The sequence below is a fragment of the Streptomyces sp. NPDC088387 genome (assembly GCF_044753385.1).
GTDB lineage: Bacteria > Actinomycetota > Actinomycetes > Streptomycetales > Streptomycetaceae > Streptomyces.
The window spans coordinates 132,307-157,154 of record NZ_JBIVNC010000005.1 but is presented as its reverse complement, the minus strand read 5'-3'; the positions used below and the strand labels follow the sequence as shown (position 1 = coordinate 157,154).

Below are 24,848 nucleotides of genomic sequence, written 5' to 3'. Positions count from 1 at the left end.
GGTGGAACCGCCCGGCGACCTCCTTCGCCACCCTCGCGACCTCGACTCCGTTGGCCGCGACGCCAGTTCGACGTCTCACCCGACACGCCGTTCGACATGTCGACGTCCGCCGGATTTTTCGCATGCCCCGTTTTCCGCACGCCCGAGCGGTGGACAATTAAGGGCATGAGCCAGCAGGGGGGAAGTCCCACCGGTCACGAGGACGAGTGGTGGGGACAGCTGTACGACGACTCCACCGAGGACACCGGCCCGACGGCCGCCGCCGACTCCCTGGACGACCGCTTCGCCTCGGCGTCGGGAACGGTCGCGACCGGGCCGGACGGCCACGGCGGCACACCGGACGACCGCCGCCCCGCCGGGGACGACGCCCCGCGCCGGGCCGGCCTGGTCCGCCAGCGCGCACCCTGGGAGCCACCACTCCCCACCACCAAGGGCCCGTCGACCTTCCCACCACCCCCGCCGCCCGCTCCACCGCCCACCCCGGAACCCACGCCGCCACCCCCGCCCCAGCCGCCGCCCGTCCAGCCACCCGGTGCCCCCACCACCACGGCCACCGCCACCCCCGCCGTCCCCCTCGCGCCTCCCACCTCTCCCACTCCTCCCGCCCCGACCGCACCCCCGGCCGCGATCCCGGCGTCGATCCCGCCCCCCACCCCGACCGAGCCCTCCCTTCCCGCCCATCCGCCGCGGATCCCCGCCTCCTTCGCCCCCGACGTCTCCGTCGCCCACGTGGGCTCGGGACCGCCCACCTACGACCCCGAGCCCACCGCGCTGCCCGCCGCCGACCCCGACGATCTCGGCGACCTCGTAGCGGACACCGTGCTCGACGGCGCCCGGTACGGCACCAGCACCCTGCGTGCGGCCTCCGTACGCGGGGACTCGGCCCGCTACCGGGGCGAGCCGCGCCGGGACGCGCTGCTCACCGCGCGCTTCGGCGCGGGGGAGGACGCGCTGGTGCTGGTCGCGATGGCCAGCGGGGTGCGGGCCGCGCCGGGCGCGCACCGGGCAGCGACCGAGGCCTGCCAGTGGATTGCGCGGGCGGTGGGCCGCAGCCACACCCGGCTCGCCGCCGACATCAGGGCAGGCCGGCGCGGCGATCTGAAGTCGGGACTGCACCGGCTGACCGACCGCTCCCTGGGGAAGCTGCGCGCCGGGGCCGTCGACCAGGGACTGAAGCCCGAGGAGTACGCGGCCACGCTGCGCTGTCTGCTGCTGACCGCCGACCCCGAGTGCCGTACCCGGGTCTTCTTCGGCGTCGGCGCGGGCGGGCTGTTCCGGCTCAGGGACGGGGTCTGGCAGGACATCGAGCCGCAGGTCACGGAGGTCGCCGGGGAGCCCGTGGTGGGCTTCGGATCGCCGCCCTCCGAAACCCCCGAGGGCGACCGGCTCACCATGGACCTGGGCATCCCCACACCCCCGAGCCCTTACGAGACGCTGCCCGAGCCGCCCCGTGAACCCTTCCGGTTCCGTGCCTCCGTGGCCCGCGCGGGCGACACCCTGCTCATGTGCACCGGCGGACTCGCGGAACCCCTGCGCGGCGAGCCCGAGCTCGGCGCCCGGCTGAGCGGCCGGTGGTCCGGTGCCGAACCGCCCGGACTCGCCGCGTTCCTCGCCGACACCCAGGTCCGGGTCAAGGGATACGCCGACGACCGTACGGCGGCGGCCGTTTGGGAGGCGTAACCGCGCTCCGTGTGAATTCATGGAACCCGAAAGATCTTTCGGAGACCGAAGGGGCACACGAGCCATGGCCAAGCAGAACGTCGCCGAGCAGTTCGTCGACATCCTCGCCCGTGCCGGCGTCAAGCGGATGTACGGCGTGGTCGGCGACTCCCTCAACCCCGTTGTCGACGCCGTCCGCCGCAGCTCCGCCATCGACTGGGTGCACGTACGCCACGAGGAGACCGCCGCGTTCGCGGCCGGTGCCGAGGCCCAGATCACCGGGGACCTGACGGCCTGTGCGGGCTCCTGCGGCCCCGGCAACCTGCACCTCATCAACGGCCTGTACGACGCCCACCGCTCCATGGCCCCGGTCCTCGCCCTCGCCTCGCACATCCCGTCCAGCGAGATCGGCCTCGGCTACTTCCAGGAGACCCATCCCGACCAGCTGTTCCGCGAGTGCAGCCACTACAGCGAGATGATCTCCAACCCGAAGCAGATGCCCCGGCTGCTCCAGACCGCCATCCAGCACGCCGTCGGCCAGAGCGGCGTCAGTGTTGTCACGCTGCCGGGCGACATCGCCGACCAGCCCGCCCCCGACAAGGCCGCCGAGACCGCCCTGGTCACGTCCCGGCCGACGGTCCGGCCGGGCGACGCCGAGATCGACAAGCTGGTCGAACTGATCGACGGCGCCGAGAAGATCACCCTGTTCTGCGGCAGCGGCACCGCGGGCGCGCACACCGAGGTGATGGAGTTCGCCGAGAAGATCAAGTCCCCGATCGGCCACGCCCTGCGCGGCAAGGAGTGGATCCAGTACGACAACAGGTTCGACGTCGGTATGAGCGGACTGCTCGGCTACGGCGCCGCCTACGAGGCCACCCACGAGTGCGATCTGCTGATCCTGCTCGGCACGGACTTCCCGTACAACGCGTTCCTGCCCGACGACGTGAAGATCGTCCAGGTCGACATCCGGCCCGAACGCCTCGGCCGGCGTTCGAAGCTGGACCTCGCCGTGTGGGGCGACGTGAAGGAGACCCTGCGCTGTCTGACCCCGCGGGTGAAGCCCCGGGAGAACCGCCGCTTCCTCGACAGGATGCTCAAGAAGCACGCGGACGCGCTGGAGGGGGTGGTGAAGGCGTACACCCGCAAGGTCGAGAAGCACGTCCCGATCCACCCCGAGTACGTGGCGTCCGTACTCGACGAACTCGCCGACGAGAACGCCGTCTTCACCGTCGACACCGGGATGTGCAACGTCTGGGCGGCCCGTTACATCTCGCCCAACGGGCGCCGCCGGATCATCGGTTCCTTCTCCCACGGCTCCATGGCGAACGCGCTGCCGATGGCGATCGGCGCCCAGTTCACCGACCGGGAGCGCCAGGTCGTGTCGATGTCCGGCGACGGCGGCTTCTCCATGCTGATGGGCGACTTCCTGACCCTCGTCCAGTACGACCTGCCGGTGAAGGTCGTGCTGTTCAACAACTCCTCGCTCGGCATGGTCGAGTTGGAGATGCTGGTCGCCGGACTGCCCTCGTACGGCACCACGAACAAGAACCCGGACTTCGCCGCCGTCGCCCGCGCCTGCGGTGCCTACGGTGTGCGCGTGGACAAGCCCAAGCAGCTCGCCGGAGCGCTCAAGGACGCCTTCCGGCACAAGGGCCCGGCGCTCGTCGACATCGTCACCGACCCCAACGCCCTCTCGATCCCACCGAAGATCAGCGCGGAGATGGTGACCGGGTTCGCCCTGTCCGCGTCGAAGATCGTGCTGGACGGCGGCGTCGGCCGCATGCTCCAGATGGCCCGTTCCAACCTGCGCAACGTGCCGCGGCCGTGAGCGTCGCGCCGGCCGGCTACTCGTTGTAGGGGACCCACTCGCGCCGGCCCCCCTCCCAGCTGTACCACCAGCGCGGCAGCCCCTTGATGCCGGTCGTACGGAACGGGCTGCCCGCGTCGTCGATGGTGATGGTGCCGGTACGGCCCTGGGAGGACCAGTCGAGTTCGAGGTACCAGCTGCAATCGCAGTTCTGGGTCTCCGCCGTGACCAGCAGCACCTCGGGGTCCTCGGCGGAGACGCGGTACGGCAGCTTGACGGCGGGGATCACGTCCCCGGCGTCGTTGCCCGCCTCCGCGCGCGCGATCGGCCGGTCCGCGTCCAGGTTCACCGAGAAGTAGCGCGGCGTGAGCGCACCACCACAACCCTGGTCCATGGCGTACGAGTTCCCCTTGGCCGGCGTCGCGCGCTTCACGATCCGCACGCGCAGCGCCTCCAGCACAACGGCGGTGGAGTTCTTGCCCTGCAACGAGATCTGCACGTTGGTGTCCCGCCCGTGCAGCGCGTTCAGCGACCCCGCCCACTTCGCGGCGTCCTGCGCGAGGGGTGGGGGCGGAACCTGCGTGGGCGGCTTGTCGACGACGTAGTCGTGGCCGCAGCCCTGGTTCCACACCTGGGAGTTCACGGTCCAGGTCAGCGGGATCCCGGCGGGCGCGTGCCCCTGGCTGCCGCCGGAACCGCCGGATCCGTCCGACTCGCCGGTGCCGGACGAGGGCGCGCCGCCGCCACCGCCGGCCGGCGGGGACTTCCTGGACGGGGCGTCCTTGGCCGACGGAGGCCGGGAGGTCCCGGACGCGCTCGGCGAGGGCGAGGGGGAGCGGTCGGTGTCCCGCGGCGCCGTAGTCCGCGAGGAGGGGGCCGGCGCCTCGGCCACGTCGTCGGCCGGGGGCCGGTCGGACGAGGTCGCCACCAGGCTGCCCAGCGTCACGACGAGCGCCGCCGCGGCGGCGGTGGCGATGGCGAGCCGCCTGCGGCGGTACCAGGGGAGGGGGAGGGTGGGCGACATGACCGCACCGGATGCGGTGACATCGGAGTCGTCCGGGTCGTCACTGCCGGGGTCTCGGAGGTCCCCGGGGTGCTCGGGGTTCCCGAGGATTCCGGGCTGCCCGGGGCTCTCGGGGATTCCGGGGTGCCCGGGGCTGTCGGAACTGTGGGAGCCGGCATCCGTCTCCGCCGCCCCTGCCGCCCCTGCCGCCACCACCGGGCCGGCCGGCCCCGCCGCCTCGACGCCGCCCGACTTGCCCTGCGATGCGCCGGAGTCCGCCGGGCCAACTGCCACGGCGTCCGGCACCGCGCCCGCCTTCGTCCCCGGCACCGATCCCGATCCTGTACCCGTGCCCGATCCCGCGTCCTCGCTCGTGCCCGTGCCCGTGCTCGTGCCCGCGCTCGTGGCCGAGCCCGCCTCCGAGCCCGAGCCCGCCTCCGAGCCCGAGCCCGAGCCCGAGCCCGAGCCCGCCTCCGAGCCCGAGCTTGTCGCCGCGCCCGTACCCACGCCCGATCCCGTGGTCGCGCCCGGTGTCGGATCCTGGCTGCGAGGGCGTTGGCGGGCTGCTACCGCGAGCAGCCAGATGCCGTGGAGTTCGTGGCGTTCCGTCGCGGTCGCGCCGCACAGCGCGGCGAACCGTTCGACGGGTGCGAAGTCGACCGGGACCGCGTCGCCGGCGCAGTAGCGGTGCAGCGTCGAGGTGTTCATGTTGAGCCGACGGGCGAGCTGACCGTAGCTCCGGTCCGTCCGGTCCTTGAGCCGGCGCAGCTGCGCCGCGAAACGCTCGACGTCGTCGTGCGGTGTCGACACACCGTCCCCCGGGTTCGTAAACGCTGTTGTGCGAAGCCTAACCGGCCTGGGACGGCATCCCAGGCACCTTATATACCTGCACGTCAGAAGGGCTGGGATGGTTCCACCACGGCGGATCGGCCAGGGATTGTTGCGCGGCCCCGCTGTGACCGCTGATGCTCTTGGTGTCGCCCAGCACCCCGACCGGTGCAGCGGCCGGACTGACCATCCGGCCACGGGCGGCACCACTACTCACGAGACACATCCACGGGGAGAGTCATGTTCAACCGCACCAAGGCCCGCGAGTTCACGGCGTTCACGGCGATCGCCGTCGCAGGCCTCACCGTCGCCGCGGTACTCACCGGCCCGGCCGCCCAGGCCGCACCGGCCGCGCCCAAGTTCCTGTCGGCCGCCGAGCTGCCGCCGCACGCCTCGTCCGACTGGATCGCGGGGAAGGTCACCGACGGTGTCCCGGACGAGCTGCGGCTCTGCCTGGACGACGTGTTCCCGGGCTACGACTCCCGCTACCGCGACTTCCGTACGGACCTGGACACCAACGCCCGGCAGCTGACCATCGTCACCGGTACCGCCGCCAAGGCCAAGGCGCTGGCCGACCGGATGAACAAGGAGATCCAGGCCTGCGCCGAGCGCATCGAGACGGACCCCGAGATCGAGGCCACGTACAAGGGCTACGGGTCGCTGCCGGTCGAGGAGGGCGCCCGCGTCCACGGGCTGCACACCGAGGCGACGTGGGGCGCCACGGACGTCCGGCTGCTGTCGGTGGGCCGGGACGACAAGACGGTCACCGTTGTGGAGTGGGCGCAGATGGGCGACTTCGGTGACGCGCCGGTCGCCGCGTTCAAGAAGACCACCACGACGGCGGTCAACAAGCTCTACTGACGGGCGCCGGTTTCGACCGGTTCGACAACTTCACAGCGCTCCACCGAGACGCGCGGCCGCTCTGTGCCGGCCGCGCGCGAGGACGGGGTCGCCCTACCGGACGGGGGTCGGGGGGGCGACCCCGCTTTTTTCTGTGTGCCGGCGGGTGGGCGGATGGACATGCGGGGGCTCCCGGGCCGAAACACAACGGGTTGGCCGAGAAGGAACCCGGGTGTTTCAAGCCACATTCACGTGCACGCGACGGCGCCCCGGGCCAGAGCCGGAATCCCGGTGTCCGAAACGGCTCGTCCCCTGTCGCCGCCGCGCACGGGCGGATGCACGGTCCCAAATCGGCCGACGGGCCGAACTCTTGTGGTCCGGAAGACCAACTCCGGTTGTCGGAAGGGCATCCGGAGACTCCTCCGGCGTTGATCGGGTGGCCGAACAACCGGCGGTCGCCGATCCGGCATGACTGGCCCGTTGCCCATTGGGCATGGATCCCCGTGAACGTGTTCGAGCAGGAGGGGAACCGACATCGGCACGCGGGCGGGGGTCATGAAGAGGCAAGTACGCGGGGGCGGTCCCACGGTCGTCGGGTCCGGCTCGGCGCATGCGGCCGGGGAAGGGACGGCGGAGGGCGACGGGCAGGACGGGCCGAGATTGAAGCGCAGACTGGGACGGGCGGATCTGCGGGCGGTGCCCGAGGCACGCAGGGCGCTGCGCGAGATGCTGGAGAGCTGGGAGCGGCCGGAGCAGTCGCAGATAGCGGAACTGCTCACGAGCGAGCTGGTCACCAACGCGCTGGTGCACACCGACCGGGACGCCGTACTGACGGCGGAGGTGGGTCCGCGCGGACTGCGCGTGGAGGTGCGGGACTTCGTGGCGCAGCGGCCACGGCCCGGCACACCGAGCCCGCACGGGACGAACGGCCGGGGCCTGGTCCTGGTGGAGTCCCTCGCGGACGCGTGGGGCGTACGGCCGCACGGGGTGGGCAAGGCGGTCTGGTTCGAACTCGGCGCGCACGCGGCGTAGGGCTCCGCCGATTGAGCGGTGTTCGGTGCCGGGGGGCGACGGGTGGTGGTGTTTCGGCTGCGGCGCCGTTGTGGCTGGTCGCGCAGTTCCCCGCGCCCCTGGTCGGCGCTGTGGGTTTTCTGAGGGGCCTACGACGGACGGGACGGGCTCGACCCGTGTGTGGTCGTGCCTCGTCCCGTTCCGATGGTTCGTCCGCCGTGCCGGGTCAGCCGAACTGCTGCTCCAGGTCCTTGAGCTTGCGCTCCAGGGAGTCCAGACGGGGCAGGGCCATGGTGTCGTCCTCCGCGGTGAGATCGACGGCGACCGGTTCAGCCGTGGTGGTGCGGACGGGCTGGAGTGAGGGCCGCTGGCGTACGGGCAGTTGCTCCGGGGCCGATATGGCAGGCTCCGCGGACACACGCTCGGAGCCCTGCTCCACGGTCGGCAGCTCCGCCTGACGGCCCCCGCCACGGCCGGCGAAGCCGCGGTGGCCCCGGCTGATCGCCTTCAGCTGGGCCCGCTCCAGACGGCCCGCCTCACGGCGGCGCAGCCGCTCCTGCTCCTTGCTCTTCTGGTCCTCGCGGACCTCCTCGACGGCCTCGTCGAGGCTGCGGACGCCCTCCAGGAGCATCAGGGACCACGCCTTGTAGGTCTCGCGCGGCGCCCGCATCCAGCGGACGATACGGATCTGCGGCAGCGGACGCGGCACCAGGCCCTGTTCGCGGAGCGCGGCGCGGCGGGTCTGCTTCAGCGCGCGGTCGAAGAGCACGGCCGCGGACAGGGACATGCCCGCGAAGAAGTGCGGGGCACCGGCGTGGGCCGCGCCGCGGGGCGCGTGCACCCAGTTGAACCAGGCAGCGGCGAACGCGAAGGTCCACACGAGTATCCGGGAGCCGAGCGCCGCGTCGCCGTGGCTGGCCTCCCGCACCGCGAGCACGGAGCAGAACATGGCCGCTCCGTCCAGACCGAACGGAACCAGGTACTGCCAGCCGCCGGTGAGACCGAGGTTCTGCTCACCGAAGCCGACCAGACCGTGGAAGGAGAGCGCGGCGGCCACCGCGGCACAGCAGAACAACAAGAGGTAGGAGACCGTGCCGTACATGGCCTCCTTGCGCCTGCGGCGCTCCTCGGCACGCTCCCACGAGTCGTCGGCGCTCGCGTCCTTCCCCGTGGTGCGCTTGCCGCGCGCCAGCACCGCCACCGCCGCCAGCATGCCCAGGAGCAGCACGGCGCCCGGAAGGAGCCAGTTCAGCGATATGTCGGTCAATCTCATCAGGGGGTCCCTTGCATTGGGATAGGGCGTAACGCCCGCCATAGTGACCCAATCCCAGCGGCCCTCAGGGGGTTTCGGGGCAAGAGGCCGCCAACAGGGTGCAGGGGGGATGCCCAGGGCGGCGTTCTGCTCGAACTGCCGCTTGAGGGGCGGGAGTTGAGTTCGAATAAGACTACCCGTACGGGTGGTTCCACGGGAACTTCCTGCGGTGGGTGAGGAAGGTGTGAAACGCCCGGAAACCCGTGGCCGGCGCGGACCGCGGGTGATCTTAGCGGGACCCGGCGCATGTCCGGCGCCGGGGGCGGCTCAACCGGCCGCGGCCTCCAGCAGTTTGACGACCCGTTCCGAGTCGCAGGTGCGCGGGCAGGTGGCGCACGTCTCCTCGGGGCGCAGCGTGTAGAACATGCAGCAGCTCACCCGGTCGCGGGTCGGCAGCGGTTCACCGGCGGGACCGGTCAGCACACGGAAGGCGGCGGAGCCGGCGTACGGCTTGGTCGTGCCCGGCAGCAGCAGCTCCAGCTCGCGCGTGGCCCGGTCCTTCTCGTCGAGCAGCTCCGCGATGTACCAGAGCCCCTCCACGATCTCGTCCGTCGCCATGCCCCACAGGGCCCGCCCGCGGCGCCGCATCCGCGGCCCGAACGAGCCGAACACCGGCTCCAGGTGCTCGGCGACCGCGTCGCGCACCTCCGCCCGCAGCGCCTCCTCGTCGGCGACCACGCGGGCGCCCGGCAGTGCGGCGGCCGGATCGTCGGGCAGACAGGCGAAGGAGGAGGTGCGCACCGCCATGCGGCCCTCCTCGCGTTCGAACGAGACATGCGTCACGGGGAAGCGCGGCACCCTGCGGTGCAGGAACCACGGCACGGTGATCAGCAGACAGGCGGTCCAGGCGTATCGGTGCAGGCCGAAGCTGGCGACGACGTCGGGGCGGCCCGGCTGTTCGTAGTCGCGCCGGATCTGTGCGTCGTCCCACGCCAGGAAGGTCTCCAGGGCGGGCCCGCCCTCCGCGAGCGCGGCGGCGGACACCCAGGCGCCCCCCTCGGGGTCGGCCTCCTCGCAGGTCAGCTCGTTGATCGTGAGCCACGGGTAGACCTCGGCGAGGCGGGCGTAGGAGTCCGCGACGGCCGACGGGGGGAGGGGCATGCCGGACCACCGATTCGCGAGCGGTTAGAGGTAAGCCTTACCTTACCCAATCTGTTCGAAATTTGAACTCCCCCCTTCTGCCCCTAAGGTGCTTGACGGACGAGGTCACAACCCGCCGTAATGACCCCAAGTGCCGACAAGCCGGAGGAGGACCCGTGACGCAGGGTGTGCAGGACTCCGCCTGGGCCGGGGCCCCGCCACGGGCACCCGAACCCGTCCGCGTGCCGCAGCAGGCGCGCACCGAGTCCGACTCCGTGCGCGAGCGCGGGGCCGCCTCCGGGGCCGTGCGCGGTGAGCACACGCACAGCGAGACGCCTCTCCCCGGCCCGCGCCCGGTCATCCAGCGGTCCTCGGTGCGTGGGCAGATACTCGACGCGCTGCGTACCGCGCTGCTCGCCGGTGAACTCTGTCCCGGTGAGGTGTATTCGGCGCCCGCGCTGGGGGAGCGGTTCGGGGTCTCGGCGACGCCCGTGCGGGAGGCCATGCAGCAGCTCGCGCAGGAGGGTGCGGTCGAGGTGGTCCCGAACCGGGGCTTCCGGATCGTCCAGCGGGACGCCCGCGAGCTCGCCGAACTCGCCGAGGTGCGCTCGCTCATCGAGGTGCCGGTCCTGCTGCGTCTTGCCCGCACCGTCCCGTCGGAGACCTGGGTGGAACTTCGGCCGGTCGCCGAGGCGACGGTGCGGGCGGCGGCCACCGGGTGCCGGGCCACCTATGCGGAGGCGGATCGCGCCTTTCACCGGGCGCTGCTCTCCCTGTCCGGGAACGAGCAGCTTGTGAAGGTCGCCGAGGACCTCCAGCGCCGGACGCAGGCACCTCAGATCGGCCGTCCCGTCGCACGCGGCCGCACCGAGCTCATGGCCGACGCGGCCCACCACGCGGCCCTCCTCGACGCCCTCATCGCCGGCGACCTCGAATCGGTCCATTTACTCATCGGCGAACACTTCGCGTAGCGGACGCTTGACGGGCGAGTGCGGGTCCGTCGTGGCCGATCGCGCAGTTCCCCGCGCCCCTGAGTGGGCCATCAGCACCGGCGCCGACATGTGCCGCCGGCAACTGGAACCCACCCAGGGGCGCGGGGAACTGCGCGACCGACCCACCACTGCCCGCAGACGTCTAGGCCGTCGCCGCCGGGGGCAACCCGCCTGGGGGCGCGGGGAACTGCGCGATCGGCCCCCGCGCACCCGCAGTCGTACGCGTAGCCGTCCGGCCCCTAGGCCGTTGCCGCCGGGGGGCGAGTTGGGGGCAGCGGCGCTGAATCGGATCGCCGGTGGGGGCAACCCACTCAGGGGCGCGGGGAACTGCGCGATCGGCCCCCGCGCACCCGCAGTCGTACGCGTAACCGTCCGGCCCCTAGGCCGTCGCCGCCGGGGGGTCGAGTTGGGGTGCCAGCCAGGTGGGTACGCCTCCCAGGAGGCGGAACAGGCGGCGGGCCTCCTCGCGCAGGCGGGACGCCTCCGGCTCGGTCTCCGTGTCCGCCAGCGACGCCAACGCAGGCGCCGTACCCACGAGATACCCCAACTCCTCCCGAATCCGCAGCGATTCGGCGAACCCGTGCCGCGCCTCCGCCAACTCCCCGTCCCGCAGGGCGAGTCCCGCCAGATGGCGCCACGTGAACGAGAGCAGCAACGCGTCCGGCCCCCCCGAAGCCGCCGCATGCGCCCGCCGGTACGCGGCCCGCGCCGACTGCGGCGAGTGCGCCAGGTTCTCCGCGAGCAGCCCCCGCCGGAAGTCCAGCAGCGCCCGCCCCGCACCGTCCGGCGGAATCAGCGCCGCCGCCCGCCCGAGCGCGGCCCGCGCCTCGTCGGCCCGGTCGCGCACGGCGAGCAGGGTCGCGGCATAGGCCAAGTACCCACGTTCACAAGCGGCCGCGCCGCGCTCCTCGTCGCTGTGGGCGATCGCCTCCGCCGTACGCAGCGCGTCCTCGGCGTCCGGCCAGCCCTGCTCGGTGTAGAGGCACCGCTCCACCAGCAGCGCGGCCCGCTGCAACGCGGCGGCCGGGGTGTCCGGCCGGAGCAGTTCCGCGGCGTCCGTCCAGCAGGCCCGTGAGCGCAAGCGCCACACCGCCGTCTGGAGCGGATCGTCGTCTGCGGTCGTTCCGGAACCAGACATGGCGGTATGCGCCACATTGCCCTCCCCGAGCGCGCCTTCGAGCTGTTGAGTGGTGGCCGCATTCCAGCACTTGGGACACCACCGGGCCAAGGGGGTGGGTGAAGGATTTCACAAAGTCGTGGGACTTGGGGCCGATCGGGGTTTGTGCTCCGGCCGCGCGGATCAGGATCCGCGGATGCGGATGCGCACACGGAAGCCGCTCGGGAGCCCGGTGTCCGCGGGCCCGGGACGGCCGCCGGTCAGCTCATCCGGAGCGCCAGGAAGAAGTCCAGCTTGTCCTCCAGGCGGGACAGATCACGGCTTGTGAGCTGCTCGATCCGCCCGACGCGGTAGCGCAGCGTGTTGACGTGCAGATGCAGCCGGGCCGCGCAGCGCGTCCAGGAGCCGTCGCACGCCAGGAACGCCTCAAGGGTCGGGATCAGCTCGGCGCGGTGGCGGCGGTCGTAGTCGCGCAGCGGATCCAGCAGCCGGGCCGTGAACGCCCGGCGCACGTCGTCCGGCACAAACGGCAGCAGCAGCACGTGCGACGCCAGCTCCTGATGGCCCGCGGCACACACCCGCCCCGGCCGGGCCGCCGCCACCCGCCGGGCGTGCCGCGCCTCCTCCAGCGCCCCGCGCAGCCCCTCCGCCGAGTGCACGGCCGCGCTGACACCGAGCGTGACCCGCCCGTCCTCCTCCAGACCGGCCGACAGCGGATCCCGTACGGACTCCAGAAGGGACTCGGCGAGCAGCCCCGACTCGGAGCCGTCGTGCTCGCTGGAGACGGCCGGCAGCGGTACGAGCGCCACGGCCTCGTCACCGGTGTGCGCCACGGCGATCCGGTCCGAGCCCTCCGACCCCGTCGACAGCGGGTCGACCAGGATCTCCTCAAGGAGCGCCTGCGCGATCGGCCCGCTCTCCGCGTCCGCGCCGTCCCACTCGACCCGGGCCACGATCACCTGCCAGTGCGGGGCCGCGCCCAGGCCCGGCAGCAGTACCGGCGCCGCGACCCGCAGCCGGGCCGCGATCTCCGCCGGGGCGGCGCCCGTCTGCACCAGCTCCAGGACCTCCTGCGCCAGCCGCCGCCGTACCGTACGGGCCGCGTCCCGCCGGTCCCGCTCCACGGCGATCAGCTGGGTGACGCCGTGCACCAGGTCCAGCCGCTCCTCGGGCCAGTCACCGGCGTCCGCCTCGACGGCCAGCAGCCAGTCCGACAGGACCGTCTCGCGCACGTCCCGCGAGGCCGCGGGCGCGCGTCCGCCGCCGCGGATCGGGAACAGCGAGTACGTCGACGTACCGACCAGGACGCGGTGCGGGCCGCGCCGGCCGGTGCGGGCGGCGGCCAGCTGCTCGGCCGCCAGCCGGGCGCAGACCCCGGCGGCGAGCACCGGACCGCCCTCCTTGGGCCCGGCGATCAGCCGTCCGGTCGGCGACAGCACCCACGCCCGCAGATCCAGGTCGCTGCCGAGCAGATCGAGCACGACGTCCGGGCCGCCGCCCGCCGGACCGGACGTCATCATCCGCCGGTGCCGGTCCACGACCGCCGCGAGATCCCCGGCGCGCTCGCCGGAGACCTGGCGCACCACGTGCTCGGTGATCGTCGCGAACGCCACCGACTCGTGCACCGCGAACAGCGGCAGCCGGTGCCGGGCGCAGGCCGCCACCAGATCGTCCGGCACATCGCCGAGCTCCGCCTCGCCCGCCGCGAGCGCCGCCACCCCGGCCTGCGCCAGGATCCGTACGAACGGCTCCGAGTCGCTCTCGTCCCGGCGCCACGCCAGCCCCGTGAGCACCAGCTCGCCGCCGCTCAGATAGCGGCTGGGGTCGCGCAGGTCGGTCGTCATCACACCCCGGACCGTGCGGTCCAGCTCGTCCTCGCCGCCGAGCAGCCCGAGGCCCAGCGCGTCCGTGTCCAGCAGTGCGCGCAGCCGCATTCTCGTCGCCGCCGTTCTTTGTCTCGAAAACTACGATGAATCAAGGTGGGCCCCCGCGGTACGGGGTTCGTCGGCGGGTCCCTCAGCGGCACCCGCCGGCTGCCGAACCGCCGGCCGGGCGGTGTCCCCAGGTCACGCGGCTGTGGTGCGCGTTTCCACAGGAAAGCGAGGAGGTTACTGATGACCTCTGTTCATACGAATCTACAAGATGCCCGCCCTGGCCAGCCAACTCCTTCATGGTTTCGGTGACTGACCCTGTCGGAGCACTCCGCTGTGTACTGACCCCACTCCGCGTAAACAGCACATGAACGAGCCGGGCCCGCCGCACACGGATTGGCTCAATCTGTACGACCCCCAAGACGAAGAAGAGAGCCGGTCATGGACTTCCTTCGCCCCGCCAGCTGGGAGGAGGCGCTCGCCGCGAAGGCCGAGCACCCCACCGCAGTGCCGATCGCGGGTGGCACCGACGTGATGGTCGAGATCAACTTCGACCACCGCCGGCCCGAGTACCTGCTCGACCTCAACCGCGTCGGCGACCTCTACGAGTGGGAGGTCGGCGAGGACTCCGTGCGGCTCGGTGCCTCCGTCCCGTACACCAGCATCATGGAGCGGCTCCGCCCCGAGCTGCCCGGACTGGCGCTCGCCTCCCACACGGTCGCCTCCCCGCAGATCCGCAACCGCGGCGGCGTCGGCGGCAACCTCGGCACCGCCTCCCCGGCCGGCGACGCCCACCCGGCGCTGCTCGCCGCCGGCGCCGAGGTCGAGGCCGAGTCGGTGCGCGGCACCCGCATGATCCCCATCGACGAGTTCTACACCGGCGTCAAGCGCAACGCGCTCGCCCCCGACGAGCTGATCCGGGCCGTCCACATCAAGAAGGCGGACGGCCCCCAGCAGTACTCCAAGGTCGGCACGCGCAACGCGATGGTGATCGCCGTCTGCGCCTTCGGCCTCGCCCTGCACCCCGGGACACGGACCGTGCGCACCGGCATCGGCTCGGCCGCGCCCACACCCGTCCGGGCCAGGGCCGCCGAGGAGTTCCTGAACGCCGCGCTCGACGAGGGCGGCTTCTGGGACAACGGGAAGATCATCACCCCGTCCGTCGCCAAGCAGTTCGCCGACCTGTGCTCGGCCGCCTGCAACCCGATCGACGACGTCCGCGGCACCGCGAGCTACCGCCGCCACGCGGTCGGTGTGATGGCCCGCCGGACCCTGACCTGGACCTGGGAGTCGTACCGCGGCACCCGCTCCGCCGACCATCAGAAGGGGGGCGCTGCGTAATGCGCGTCAACTTCACCGTCAACGGACGGCCGCAGGAAGCGGACGACGTCTGGGAGGGCGAGTCCCTGCTGTACGTGCTGCGCGAGCGGATGGGGCTGCCCGGCTCCAAGAACGCCTGCGAGCAGGGCGAGTGCGGCTCCTGCACGGTCCGCCTCGACGGCGTGCCCGTCTGCTCGTGCCTGGTCGCCGCAGGCCAGGTCCAGGGCCGCGAGGTGGTGACCGTCGAGGGCCTCGCCGACTTCGCGAAACAGCGCGCCGAGGGCTGCGCCTCGGGAGCCTGCGGTACGACCCTCCAGGACGCCCAGCAGTGGAGGTCCCGGCCCGCCGCCGACTCCCGGACCGGCGAGGGCGCTGATCTCGCCCCCATCCAGCAGGCGTTCATCGACGCCGGCGCCGTCCAGTGCGGCTTCTGCACGCCCGGACTGCTGGTCGCCGCCGACGAGATGCTGGAGCGCAACCCCAACCCCAGCGACGCGGACATCCGCGAGGCGCTGTCGGGCAACCTGTGCCGCTGCACCGGCTACGAGAAGATCATGGACGCGGTCCGCCTGGCGGCCGCCCGACAGGGAGAGGCGGTCTGACCATGTCTGCGATGTCTGTGATGTCTGCCAATGCCCCCATCGGCACCCCCACCAAGGTCACCCAGGGTTCCCAGACCAAGGGCGGCATCGGGGAGTCCACGCTCCGCCCCGACGGCACCCTCAAGGTCACCGGCGAGTTCGCGTACTCGTCCGACATGTGGCACGAGGACATGCTCTGGGGCCAGATCCTGCGCTCCACGGTCGCGCACGCCGAGATCGTCTCCATCGACACCTCCCAGGCGCTCGCCCTGCCGGGTGTCTACGCGGTCCTGACCTACGACGACCTGCCGACCGAGGTCCGGAACTACGGCCTGGAGATCCAGGACACCCCGGTCCTCGCGCACGGCAAGGTCCGCCACCACGGCGAGCCTGTCGCGATCGTGGCCGCCGACCACCCCGAGACCGCACGCCGCGCCGCCGCCAAGATCCACGTCGAGTACCGCGAACTGCCGGTCATCACCGACGAGGCGTCCGCCACCGCGCCCGACGCGATCCTCGTCCACGAGGGCCGCGACGACCACCACATCGGGCACGTCCCGCACCCGAACATCGTGCACCGCCAGCCGATCGTCCGCGGCGACGCCGACGAGGCCGCCAAGAAGGCCGACGTCGTCGTCACCGGCGAGTACTACTTCGGCATGCAGGACCAGGCCTTCCTCGGCCCCGAGTCCGGACTCGCCGTACCCACCGAGGACGGCGGCGTCGACCTCTACGTCGCCACCCAGTGGCTCCACTCCGACCTGCGCCAGATCGCGCCCGTCCTCGGTCTGCCCGAGGACAAGGTACGGATGACGCTGTCGGGCGTCGGCGGCGCGTTCGGCGGCCGCGAGGACCTGTCGATGCAGATCCACGCCTGTCTGCTGGCCCTGCGCACCGGCAAGCCCGTCAAGATCGTCTACAACCGCTTCGAGTCCTTCTTCGGCCACGTCCACCGCCACCCCGCCCGCCTGTACTACGAGCACGGGGCGACCAAGGACGGCCGGCTCACCCACATGAAGTGCCGGATCGTCCTGGACGGCGGCGCCTACGCCTCCGCCTCCCCGGCGGTCGTCGGCAACGCCTCCTCGCTGAGCGTCGGCCCGTACGTCGTCGACGACGTCGACATCGAGGCCGTCGCCCTCTACACCAACAACCCGCCCTGCGGCGCCATGCGCGGCTTCGGCGCGGTCCAGGCGTGCTTCGCCTACGAGGCACAGATGGACAAGCTCGCCAAGGGGCTCGGCATGGACCCGGTGGAGTTCCGGCAGCTCAACGCCATGGAACAGGGCACCATAATGCCCACGGGCCAGCCGGTCGACTCGCCCGCCCCGGTCGCCGAACTGCTGCGCCGCGTCAAGGCGATGCCGATGCCGCCGGAGCGTCAGTGGGAGTCCAGCGAGGGCCCCGACGTACGCCAGCTGCCCGGCGGTCTGTCCAACACCACCCACGGCGAGAGCGTCGTACGCGGTGTCGGCTACGCGGTCGGCATCAAGAACGTCGGCTTCTCCGAGGGCTTCGACGACTACTCGACGGCGAAGGTCCGGATGGAGGTCGTGGGCGGTGTGCCCGTGGCCACGGTCCACACGGCCATGGCGGAGGTCGGACAGGGCGGCGTCACCGTCCACGCACAGATCGCCCGCACCGAGCTGGGTGTCACCCAGGTGACCATCCGGCCGGCCGACACCCAGGTGGGCAGCGCCGGTTCGACCTCGGCCTCCCGCCAGACGTACGTCACCGGCGGCGCCGTCAAGAACGCCTGCGAGCTGGTCCGCGAGAAGGTACTGGAGCTCGGGCGCCGGAAGTTCGGCTCCTACCACCCCGCCTGGGCCACCGCCGAACTCCTCCTGGAGGGCGGCAAGGTCGTCACCGACGGCGGCGAGGTCCTCGGCGACCTGGTCGACGTCCTGGAGGACGAGGCCGTCGAGATCGAGGCGGAGTGGCGGCACCGGCCGACCGAGGCCTTCGACCTGCGTACGGGCCAGGGCAACGGGCACGTCCAGTACTCCTTCGCCGCGCACCGCGCCGTCGTCGAGGTCGACACCGAACTCGGCCTGGTCAAGGTCATCGAGATGGCCTGCGCCCAGGACGTCGGCAAGGCGCTCAACCCGCTGTCCGTCATCGGCCAGATCCAGGGCGGCACGATCCAGGGCATGGGGATCGCGGTGATGGAGGAGATCGTCGTCGACCCGAAGACCGCGAAGGTGCGCAACCCGTCCTTCACGGACTACCTCCTCCCGACGATCCTCGACACGCCGACCATCCCGGTCGACGTCCTCGAACTCGCCGACGACCACGCCCCGTACGGCCTCCGCGGCATCGGCGAGGCGCCCACCCTGTCCTCCACCCCGGCCGTCCTGGCCGCGATCCGCGCAGCCACGGGCCTGAACCTGGACCGCACCCCGGTCCGCCCGGAACACCTCACCGGCACGGCATAACCCCAACGCCGGCACCAACCCCACGACAATCCCACCCCCCCCGCCGTTGCGGGCAGGCGTGCCGCAGGGCGGCACCCGTCCCACCGAGAACGGCACCCCGACGCCGGGAAACGTGCGACCCACGCCCACCCCGGACGCCGACAGGCAACACCCGTACTCCGACGCCGGGCAACAGCGAAAACCCGCCCACGCCCGGACGCCGGTCAGCAACACGGAAATCCCGACGCCGGGCAACAGCGAAGCCACGCCCCCGGACGCCGGCGGCACAAGAACCCCGGCGCCCGGCAGGGCGGAACCTCGCTCAGCCTGACGCCGGTCAGCAGCACCCCGGCACCGGGTACGGCGAAACCCCGTTCACCCCGGCGCCGGCAGCAACACCGCACGCCACCGCAAGTACCCCGTTCGTCTCGGGCCGTCCCCCGGGTCGGGCACTTCCCAAACCCCGCGCATCGCCGAAGGCAACCGCGGGTGCCCCTATGAACCTTGGGAGCAGGCCCACATGACCCAGCAGTCACTGGAGCCCAGGACCACAGCCGACGACGCGGGTGACGGCACCCGCGTCCCGGCCGGCCGGTCCTGGCTCGACCGGTACTTCCACATATCCCACCGAGGATCCACGGTCGCGCGAGAGGTGCGCGGCGGCATCACCACCTTCATGGCGATGGCCTACATCCTCCTGCTCAACCCCCTGATCCTGTCCGGCAAGGACGTGGCGGGGAACACCCTCGGCCAGCAGGCACTGATCACCGCGACCGCGTTCGCGGCGGCCCTCACCACCCTGCTGATGGGCTTCTTCGGCAAGGTGCCGCTCGCCCTGGCCGCCGGACTCTCCGTCTCCGGGGTCCTCGCCTCCCAGGTCGTGCCCGAGATGACCTGGCCGCAGGCCATGGGCATGTGTGTGCTGTACGGCGTGGTCATCATGCTGCTGGTCGTCACCGGCCTCCGCGAAATGATCATGAACGCGATCCCGCTGGCGCTGAAGCACGCGATCACCATGGGCATCGGCCTGTTCGTGGCGCTGATCGGCTTCTTCAAGGCCGGTTTCGTGCACCAGGGCGAGGGGACCCCGGTCACCCTCGGCCCGGCCGGCGAACTGGCCGGCTGGCCGGTGCTGCTGTTCGCCGTCACCCTGCTCGCGATCTTTATGCTCCAGGCGCGGGGCGTGCCCGGCGCGATCCTCATCGGCATCGTCGGCGGCACGCTCCTGGCCGTGATCCTCAACGCGGCCGACGTCATCGACCCCGAGCAGTGGGCGAGCGGCGCACCCGAACTGAACGGCAGCGCGGTCTCGATGCCGGACTTCGCGCTCTTCGGCGACGTCGAGTTCGGCGGCTGGGGCGAGGTCGGCGCGATGACCGTCGGCATGATCGTGTTCACGCTGGTCCTCGCCGGGTTCTTCGACGCGATGGCAACAATCATCGGCGTCGGCACCGAGGCCAGGCTGGCCGACGACAAGGGCCGGATGCCGGGCCTGTCCAAGGCGCTGTTCATCGACGGCGCCGGCGGTGCCATCGGCGGTGTCTCGGGGGCGTCGGGCCAGACCGTGTTCGTGGAGTCGGCGACCGGCGTCGGCGAGGGCGCCCGTACGGGACTGTCCTCGGTAGTGACCGGGCTGTTCTTCGCGGCCTGTCTGTTCTTCACGCCGCTCACGGCCATCGTGCCCGGCGAGGTCGCCGCCGCGGCCCTCGTGGTGATCGGCGCCATGATGATGATGAACGCCCGGCACGTCGACTGGTCCGACCGGGCCACCGCGATCCCGGTCTTCCTGACCGTGGTGGTCATGCCCTTCACCTACTCGATCACCGCGGGCGTCGCGGCCGGCGTGATCTCGTACGTCGCGATCAAGGTCGCGCAGGGCAAGGCCCGCGAGATTGGCGTGTTCATGTGGGCACTCACCGTGATCTTTACGGTGTTTTTCGCCCTTGATCCGATAGAGAGCTGGTTGGGCGTCCACTAGCCGCCCGCCCGACCGCCTCCGCGCAACCGAAGGAGACCAACAGATGCTGGACATCGCCGAAGAACTGCACCGGTGGGTCGAGCAGGGCCGGGACTTCGCCGTCGCCACCGTGGTGGCCGTCGGCGGCAGTGCCCCGCGCCAGCCCGGTGCCGCCCTCGCGGTGGACGCCGACGGCACGGCGATCGGCTCGGTCTCCGGCGGTTGTGTGGAGGGCGCGGTCTACGAGCTGTGCCAACAGGCCCTCAAGGACGGGGAGTCGGTCCTTGAGCGCTTCGGGTACAGCGACGAGGACGCGTTCGCCGTGGGACTCACCTGCGGCGGCGTCATCGACATCCTTGTCGTGCCGGTACGGGCGGCCGACACCGTCCGTCCGGTCCTTGCGTCCGCGCTCGCCGCCGCCGCTTCGGGAGAGGCGGCGGCGGTGGCGCGGATCGTGTCCGGCCCGGCGGAGATGGTGGGCCGGGCGCTGCTGGTCCGCCCCGACGGCCCGCCCGAGGGCGGCTTCGGCGGCCACCCCGAGCTGGACCGCACGGTCGCCGCCGAGGCGGGCGCGTTCCTCGACGCGGGCCGCACCGGCACGCTGGAGATCGGCGAGCAGGGCTCCCGCTGCGGAGCGCCGCTCACCCTCCTCGTCGAGTCCTCGGTCCCGGCGCCCCGGATGATCGTGTTCGGCGCGATCGACTTCGCCTCGGCGCTCGTGCGCATCGGCAAGTTCCTCGGCTACCACGTCACCGTGTGCGACGCCCGGCCCGTGTTCGCCACCCGCACCCGCTTCCCCGACGCCGACGAGATCGTCGTCGCGTGGCCCCACGACTACCTGAAGTCCACCGAGGTCGACGGCCGTACCGTGCTGTGCGTCCTCACCCACGACGCCAAGTTCGACGTACCCCTGCTGAAGCTGGCACTGCGGCTGCCGGTCGCGTACGTCGGCGCCATGGGCTCCCGCCGCACCCACCTCGACCGCAACGAGCGGCTGCGCGAGGTCGGTGTCACCGAGCTGGAACTGACCCGGCTGCGCTCGCCCATCGGCCTCGACCTCGGCGCCCGTACGCCCGAGGAGACGGCCCTGTCGATCGCGTCGGAGATCGTCGCCAACCGCCGCGGCGGCACCGGCGTCACCCTCACCGGCGCGCACACCCCGATCCACCACGACCCGGCGTCGGCACCGGCCCGGCGGATCGGCTCGGTGGCCTGACCGCCCGTACCCCCGCGTCAGGCGACCGCGTCAGGCCTGTCTCAGCAGCCGGTTCACCGCGCGCCCGAACATCGCCCGGCCCGTCCGTGCCAGGAGCGGGTCGCAGAAGCGGGGCAGGAAGCGCACCCCGATCTCCTCGCGCCACAGCACCCGGGTACGGCCGCCGGGACCCGGACGGACCTCGATCTCCGCCCAGCCGAGCACCACCCGGCCCCGTTTCTCCAGCCGGCACAGACCCGGGGTGTCCTCGCCGGGCGGCTGCCACACCGTGATCTCCATCCGGTCGTCGAAGTGCAGCGGCCCGACGCCCGAACGGGCCACCAGGACCGTGCCGACGCCCTGCGGCGGCGCGGTGACGACCGATACACGGGTGAGCGGGACCGCGGCACCGTGCCGGGGCCACTCGGTGAGCCGGCGCCACGCCTCCGGCAGCGGAAGCGGTGCCGTGCGTTCGAGCAGGAACTTGGCCACGGACGAATCCTAGGCAGCACAACGGGCCGTACCGCGCCGCGCCGGGCCGTGCCCGGCCCTCGTCCGGCGCCCCGGGCCGCCGCTCACGGGCCGTCAACCCGCCCGCCCCGCGCCCGCGCTCGAACCCGTCCGGCGTTCACGAGTGCACATCGGTCGTCCTCACCAGGCCGATCCCGCGCCGTCGTGCGGGATCCCTTGACACCCCCTAATGGTCTGGACCACCCTGTGCCTCCAACGGTGGCCACCGTCCCCCCCCACAGTGCGCACCCCACACCGCGCACCTCCCCCCACGGAAGGGCTTTGGCCGTGCACAGCGACACCCGCACACGGAAGCTTCGTTCCCGTCTCACCCCGGCCCTGGTGGCCGTCGGCGCGCTCGCGGTCGCGGGCCTCGCGGTCCCCGCCGCGGCCGGCGCCGCCCCGGCCGCCGACGCCGCCCCCAGGGCCGCCGCCGCGCCCGCCGCGGTCCCGGCCCACGCCGTCACCGGCTACTGGCAGAACTTCAACAACGGGGCAACCGTCCAGACCCTGGCCCAGGTTCAGAACCACTACGACATCATCGCCGTGGCGTTCGCCGACGCGACCGCGACACCCGGCCAGGTGACCTTCAACCTCGACTCCGCGGGCCTCGGCGGCTACACCGTCGACCAGTTCAAGAAGGACGTCGCCGCGAAGAAGGCCGCCGGGAAGTCGGTGATCATATCGATCGGCGGCGAGCGCGGCACGGTCGCCGTCAACAGCGCCGCCTCCGCCACCGCGTTCGCGGACTCGGTGTACGCCCTCATGCAGGAGTACGGCTTCGACGGCGTCGACATCGACCTGGAGAACGGCCTCAACTCCACCTACATGACGCAGGCGTTGCGCTCGCTGTCGCAGAAGGACGGCCCGGGCCTGGTCGTCACGATGGCGCCGCAGACCATCGACATGCAGTCCACGTCGAACGAGTACTTCAAGACGGCGCTCAACATCAAGGACTTCCTCACGGTCGTCAACATGCAGTACTACAACAGCGGTTCGATGCTGGGCTGCGACGGCAAGGTGTACTCGCAGGGCTCGGTCGACTTCCTCACCGCCCTCGCCTGTGTCCAGCTGGAGGGCGGCCTGGCCCCGTCCCAGGTCGGCATCGGCGTACCGGCCTCCCCGCAGGGCGCCGGCAGCGGGTACGTCTCCCCGCAGACCGTGAACAACGCACTGGACTGTCTGACCCGCGGCACCGGCTGCGGCACCTTCAAGCCGTCGCGGACCTACCCGGGTCTGCGCGGCGCCATGACCTGGTCGACGAACTGGGACGCGGCGGCAGGCAACGCCTGGTCCAACGCGGTGGGCCCGCACGTGCACGGCCTTCCGTAGTCCGCCGAGGAGGGGAGAGCGCCGCCGGTCCGGGTCCGCCCGCACCGGCGGCGCTCACATGTGTCCCCGCGCGCCCGGATCCAGCGAGGGCACGAGCACCACGCTCCTTCCGGCCCACCGCGTCAGCGTTCCGTATACGTCCCGCCCCTCTCCGTCAGCGTCGCGTCAGGAGGGGTCCGGGGGGCCCGGGGGCCGGGCGTAGCGTCGTCGACGAGCCCCGGTCCGCCTCCCCGCGTCCGGGGCGCTCACACCACCGCGACGAACGAGCACGGCCTCCAGGAGGCATTCCATGGCAGACATCCTGTGCGGCGACGACCCGGAGCCTTCCGAACGGTTCCCGGCCGGACCGCTGTACGTACCGGTCCGTCCGGGCCACCGCGGCTGTGCGGCCCGCTTCTTCCGCACCCCGCTGGGCGACCGTACGGCCGTCGCCTTCACCTCCGAGGACCGGCTGCGGGCCACCCTCGGCGCCGGGCAGCCGTGGATCCGTCTCGCCGAGCCCGCGCTCCGCGCGCTGAGCGCGCCGCTGGGCGTCACCACCCTCACCGTGGACCCCCGGTTCTCCGCACCGGCTGCGCGAGCGCAGGCGCCGGCGTCGGAAGGGCGGCCCGCCGCCGCACGCGTCGCCGCGCTCTGGATCGGCTGAGAGGCAACCCGCGCCATGACCACCGTTCACGAACCCGCCCTCACCGCCGCCCCCGACGCCCTGTCCGTCTGGCCCGCCTCCACCACGGAGGTCCGGCCCGGCGAGGTCGCCGTCGGCGGGGTGCCGCTCACCGAGGTCGCCGACCGCTTCGGCACCCCCGTCTACGTCGTCGACGAGGCCGAGGTCCGCGACCGCTGCCGTACCTACCGGCACGCCTTCCCGGACGCCGAGATCCTCTACGCGGCCAAGGCGTTCCTGTGCCGCGCCATGGCCCACTGGGCGGAGGAGGAGGGCCTGGGCCTCGACGTCTGCTCCGCCGGTGAGCTGGAGCTGGCCGTCACCACCGGCTTCCCGCCCGAGCGGATCGTGCTGCACGGCAACGCCAAGTCGCCCCGCGACCTGGAGACCGCGCTGCGGCTCGGCGTCGGCCGGGTCGTCATCGACAGCCCCTCGGAGATCGCCCGGCTCGCCGCCGCGGTCGGCCCCGGCGGCCACCAGAAGGTCATGGTCCGGGTCGTCCCCGGTATTGCGGCGGGCGGCCACGAGAAGATCCGGACCGGCACCGAGGACCAGAAGTTCGGGCTCTCCATCTCCGACGGCCACGCCCAGCACGCCATCGCCCGGATACTCGACCAGCCGCAGCTCGAACTCACCGGCCTGCACTGCCACCTGGGCTCGCAGATCACCAGCGTCAAGCCGTATCTCGCCGCCGTACGACGGCTGGTCGGCCTGATGGCCGGGCTGCACCGCCGGCACGGCGTCATCCTGCCCGAACTCGACCTCGGCGGCGGCCACGGCATCGCCTACCGCCCCGGCGAACCGGCCCTCGACCTCACCGCGCTCGCCCGCAGGGTCCGCGCCGAACTGACCGACGCCTGCGCCACCGCCGGCCTCCCCGTCCCGCGCCTGATCATCGAACCGGGCCGGGCCATCGCGGGCCCGGCCGGCATCGCCCTCTACCACGTGCTCGCCGTCAAACGCACCGGCGCCCACACGTACGTCGCCGTCGACGGCGGTATGAGCGACAACCCGCGCCCGGCCCTGTACGGCGTTCGGTACGCGCCCCGGCTGATCGGCCGCGAGGGCGGCACGCCGGCCCCCGTCACCGTGGTGGGCCGGCACTGCGAGGCGGGCGACGTCCTCGCCGCCGACGTCGAACTCCCCGAGGACATCCGGCCCGGCGACCTCCTCGCCGTCCCGGTCGCCGGGGCGTACCACCTGTCCATGGCGTCCGGTTACAACCTTGTCGGCCGTCCGCCCGTCGCTGCGGTCACGAGCGGCCGGGCCCGGCTCCTGGTCCGCCGCGAGTCCTTGGACGACATCCGGATGCGGGACGTGGGGCTGTAGCGAACGCCCGGGCCCCTGGCGGCCGC

Annotated in this window: 19 protein-coding genes; 13 read left to right on the top strand and 6 right to left on the bottom strand. The window is 72.4% G+C overall.

The genetic code is table 11. The features are described from left to right. Positions 1-165 precede the first annotated feature (165 nt). Positions 166-1,680: a protein phosphatase 2C domain-containing protein gene (locus ACIQAC_RS15450; RefSeq protein ID WP_402191040.1), complete on the top strand. Its 1,515-nt coding sequence runs from the start codon at positions 166-168 to the stop codon at positions 1,678-1,680. A 64-nt stretch (positions 1,681-1,744) separates the two neighbouring features. Next, the gene (locus tag ACIQAC_RS15445; protein ID WP_402191038.1) at positions 1,745-3,487 is read left to right on the top strand and encodes a pyruvate dehydrogenase; all 1,743 of its coding nucleotides are present in this window, start codon (positions 1,745-1,747) and stop codon (positions 3,485-3,487) included. A gap of 16 nt (positions 3,488-3,503) precedes the next feature. Here the strand turns inward: ACIQAC_RS15445 and ACIQAC_RS15440 are convergent, their stop codons facing one another. Beyond that, the gene (locus ACIQAC_RS15440; protein ID WP_402191036.1) at positions 3,504-5,279 is read right to left on the bottom strand and encodes a helix-turn-helix domain-containing protein; all 1,776 of its coding nucleotides are present in this window, start codon (positions 5,277-5,279) and stop codon (positions 3,504-3,506) included. Between the two features lie 258 nt (positions 5,280-5,537). On the opposite strand from ACIQAC_RS15440, the gene ACIQAC_RS15435 reads away from it, so the two are divergent. Further along, entirely contained in the window at positions 5,538-6,158 is a 621-nt protein-coding gene (locus ACIQAC_RS15435) for a hypothetical protein (protein WP_402191034.1), read from the top strand. Between the two features lie 639 nt (positions 6,159-6,797). After that, positions 6,798-7,169, top strand: coding sequence for an ATP-binding protein (locus ACIQAC_RS15430; RefSeq protein WP_402191032.1), 372 nt, complete (start codon positions 6,798-6,800; stop codon positions 7,167-7,169). A gap of 205 nt (positions 7,170-7,374) precedes the next feature. Here ACIQAC_RS15430 and ACIQAC_RS15425 read toward each other — a convergent pair whose 3' ends face one another. Both ACIQAC_RS15425 and ACIQAC_RS15420 read right to left on the bottom strand, forming a co-directional pair. Further along, entirely contained in the window at positions 7,375-8,421 is a 1,047-nt protein-coding gene (locus ACIQAC_RS15425) for a DUF2637 domain-containing protein (protein WP_402191029.1), read from the bottom strand. Positions 8,422-8,727: 306 nt separating this feature from the next. Further along, on the bottom strand, positions 8,728-9,561 hold the full coding sequence (locus ACIQAC_RS15420; RefSeq protein WP_402191027.1) for a (2Fe-2S)-binding protein: 834 nt from the start codon (positions 9,559-9,561) through the stop codon (positions 8,728-8,730). A gap of 155 nt (positions 9,562-9,716) precedes the next feature. On the opposite strand from ACIQAC_RS15420, the gene ACIQAC_RS15415 reads away from it, so the two are divergent. Beyond that, positions 9,717-10,511, top strand: a complete 795-nt coding sequence (locus ACIQAC_RS15415) for a GntR family transcriptional regulator (RefSeq protein WP_402191024.1) — start codon at positions 9,717-9,719, stop codon at positions 10,509-10,511. A 400-nt stretch (positions 10,512-10,911) separates the two neighbouring features. Here ACIQAC_RS15415 and ACIQAC_RS15410 read toward each other — a convergent pair whose 3' ends face one another. Beyond that, complete coding sequence (locus ACIQAC_RS15410) at positions 10,912-11,685, bottom strand: hypothetical protein (RefSeq protein ID WP_402191021.1); 774 nt, start codon at positions 11,683-11,685, stop codon at positions 10,912-10,914. Between the two features lie 224 nt (positions 11,686-11,909). Further along, positions 11,910-13,583 carry a PucR family transcriptional regulator gene (locus ACIQAC_RS15405; protein WP_402191018.1) on the bottom strand — a complete coding sequence of 558 codons (1,674 nt, stop codon included), beginning with the start codon at positions 13,581-13,583 and terminating at the stop codon, positions 11,910-11,912. 378 nt (positions 13,584-13,961) lie between these two features. On the opposite strand from ACIQAC_RS15405, the gene ACIQAC_RS15400 reads away from it, so the two are divergent. The 5 genes from ACIQAC_RS15400 (at position 13,962) to ACIQAC_RS15380 (ending at position 21,008) form a co-directional block, all read left to right on the top strand. Continuing rightward, positions 13,962-14,861 carry an FAD binding domain-containing protein gene (locus ACIQAC_RS15400; protein ID WP_402191016.1) on the top strand — a complete coding sequence of 300 codons (900 nt, stop codon included), beginning with the start codon at positions 13,962-13,964 and terminating at the stop codon, positions 14,859-14,861. Then, a complete protein-coding gene (locus ACIQAC_RS15395; protein ID WP_402191014.1) occupies positions 14,861-15,442 on the top strand; it encodes a (2Fe-2S)-binding protein in 582 nt (193 codons plus the stop codon). The genes ACIQAC_RS15400 and ACIQAC_RS15395 overlap by 1 nt, the downstream gene beginning before the upstream one ends. 20 nt (positions 15,443-15,462) lie before the next feature. Continuing rightward, the gene (locus ACIQAC_RS15390; protein ID WP_402191012.1) at positions 15,463-17,856 is read left to right on the top strand and encodes a xanthine dehydrogenase family protein molybdopterin-binding subunit; all 2,394 of its coding nucleotides are present in this window, start codon (positions 15,463-15,465) and stop codon (positions 17,854-17,856) included. Positions 17,857-18,355: 499 nt separating this feature from the next. Further along, positions 18,356-19,813: an NCS2 family permease gene (locus ACIQAC_RS15385; protein WP_402191009.1), complete on the top strand. Its 1,458-nt coding sequence runs from the start codon at positions 18,356-18,358 to the stop codon at positions 19,811-19,813. Positions 19,814-19,856: 43 nt separating this feature from the next. Further along, positions 19,857-21,008, top strand: a complete 1,152-nt coding sequence (locus ACIQAC_RS15380) for an XdhC family protein (RefSeq protein WP_402191006.1) — start codon at positions 19,857-19,859, stop codon at positions 21,006-21,008. A 30-nt stretch (positions 21,009-21,038) separates the two neighbouring features. Here ACIQAC_RS15380 and ACIQAC_RS15375 read toward each other — a convergent pair whose 3' ends face one another. After that, positions 21,039-21,479, bottom strand: a complete 441-nt coding sequence (locus ACIQAC_RS15375) for an SRPBCC family protein (RefSeq protein WP_402191003.1) — start codon at positions 21,477-21,479, stop codon at positions 21,039-21,041. Between the two features lie 306 nt (positions 21,480-21,785). Here ACIQAC_RS15375 and ACIQAC_RS15370 point away from each other — a divergent pair, with 306 nt between their 5' ends. The 3 genes from ACIQAC_RS15370 (at position 21,786) to lysA (ending at position 24,822) form a co-directional block, all read left to right on the top strand. Next, positions 21,786-22,829, top strand: coding sequence for a chitinase (locus tag ACIQAC_RS15370; RefSeq protein WP_402191001.1), 1,044 nt, complete (start codon positions 21,786-21,788; stop codon positions 22,827-22,829). A 289-nt stretch (positions 22,830-23,118) separates the two neighbouring features. After that, positions 23,119-23,475 carry an SAV_915 family protein gene (locus tag ACIQAC_RS15365; protein WP_402190998.1) on the top strand — a complete coding sequence of 119 codons (357 nt, stop codon included), beginning with the start codon at positions 23,119-23,121 and terminating at the stop codon, positions 23,473-23,475. A 15-nt stretch (positions 23,476-23,490) separates the two neighbouring features. Then, the gene (gene lysA, locus ACIQAC_RS15360) at positions 23,491-24,822 is read left to right on the top strand and encodes a diaminopimelate decarboxylase (RefSeq protein WP_402190995.1); all 1,332 of its coding nucleotides are present in this window, start codon (positions 23,491-23,493) and stop codon (positions 24,820-24,822) included. Positions 24,823-24,848: the final 26 nt, after the last annotated feature.

Excerpts from the sequence above, each read along its gene's own strand:
- ACIQAC_RS15450 (WP_402191040.1), top strand. The coding sequence starts at position 166 with ATGAGCCAGCAGGGGGGAAGTCCCACCGGTCACGAGGACGAGTGGTGG.
- ACIQAC_RS15445 (WP_402191038.1), top strand. The coding sequence starts at position 1,745 with ATGGCCAAGCAGAACGTCGCCGAGCAGTTCGTCGACATCCTCGCCCGT.
- ACIQAC_RS15435 (WP_402191034.1), top strand. The coding sequence starts at position 5,538 with ATGTTCAACCGCACCAAGGCCCGCGAGTTCACGGCGTTCACGGCGATC.
- ACIQAC_RS15425 (WP_402191029.1), bottom strand. The coding sequence starts at position 8,421 with ATGAGATTGACCGACATATCGCTGAACTGGCTCCTTCCGGGCGCCGTG.
- ACIQAC_RS15420 (WP_402191027.1), bottom strand. The coding sequence starts at position 9,561 with ATGCCCCTCCCCCCGTCGGCCGTCGCGGACTCCTACGCCCGCCTCGCC.
- ACIQAC_RS15405 (WP_402191018.1), bottom strand. The coding sequence starts at position 13,583 with ATGCGGCTGCGCGCACTGCTGGACACGGACGCGCTGGGCCTCGGGCTG.
- ACIQAC_RS15400 (WP_402191016.1), top strand. The coding sequence starts at position 13,962 with ATGGACTTCCTTCGCCCCGCCAGCTGGGAGGAGGCGCTCGCCGCGAAG.
- ACIQAC_RS15395 (WP_402191014.1), top strand. The coding sequence starts at position 14,861 with ATGCGCGTCAACTTCACCGTCAACGGACGGCCGCAGGAAGCGGACGAC.
- ACIQAC_RS15390 (WP_402191012.1), top strand. The coding sequence starts at position 15,463 with ATGTCTGCCAATGCCCCCATCGGCACCCCCACCAAGGTCACCCAGGGT.
- ACIQAC_RS15385 (WP_402191009.1), top strand. The coding sequence starts at position 18,356 with ATGACCCAGCAGTCACTGGAGCCCAGGACCACAGCCGACGACGCGGGT.
- ACIQAC_RS15380 (WP_402191006.1), top strand. The coding sequence starts at position 19,857 with ATGCTGGACATCGCCGAAGAACTGCACCGGTGGGTCGAGCAGGGCCGG.
- ACIQAC_RS15365 (WP_402190998.1), top strand. The coding sequence starts at position 23,119 with ATGGCAGACATCCTGTGCGGCGACGACCCGGAGCCTTCCGAACGGTTC.
- lysA (WP_402190995.1), top strand. The coding sequence starts at position 23,491 with ATGACCACCGTTCACGAACCCGCCCTCACCGCCGCCCCCGACGCCCTG.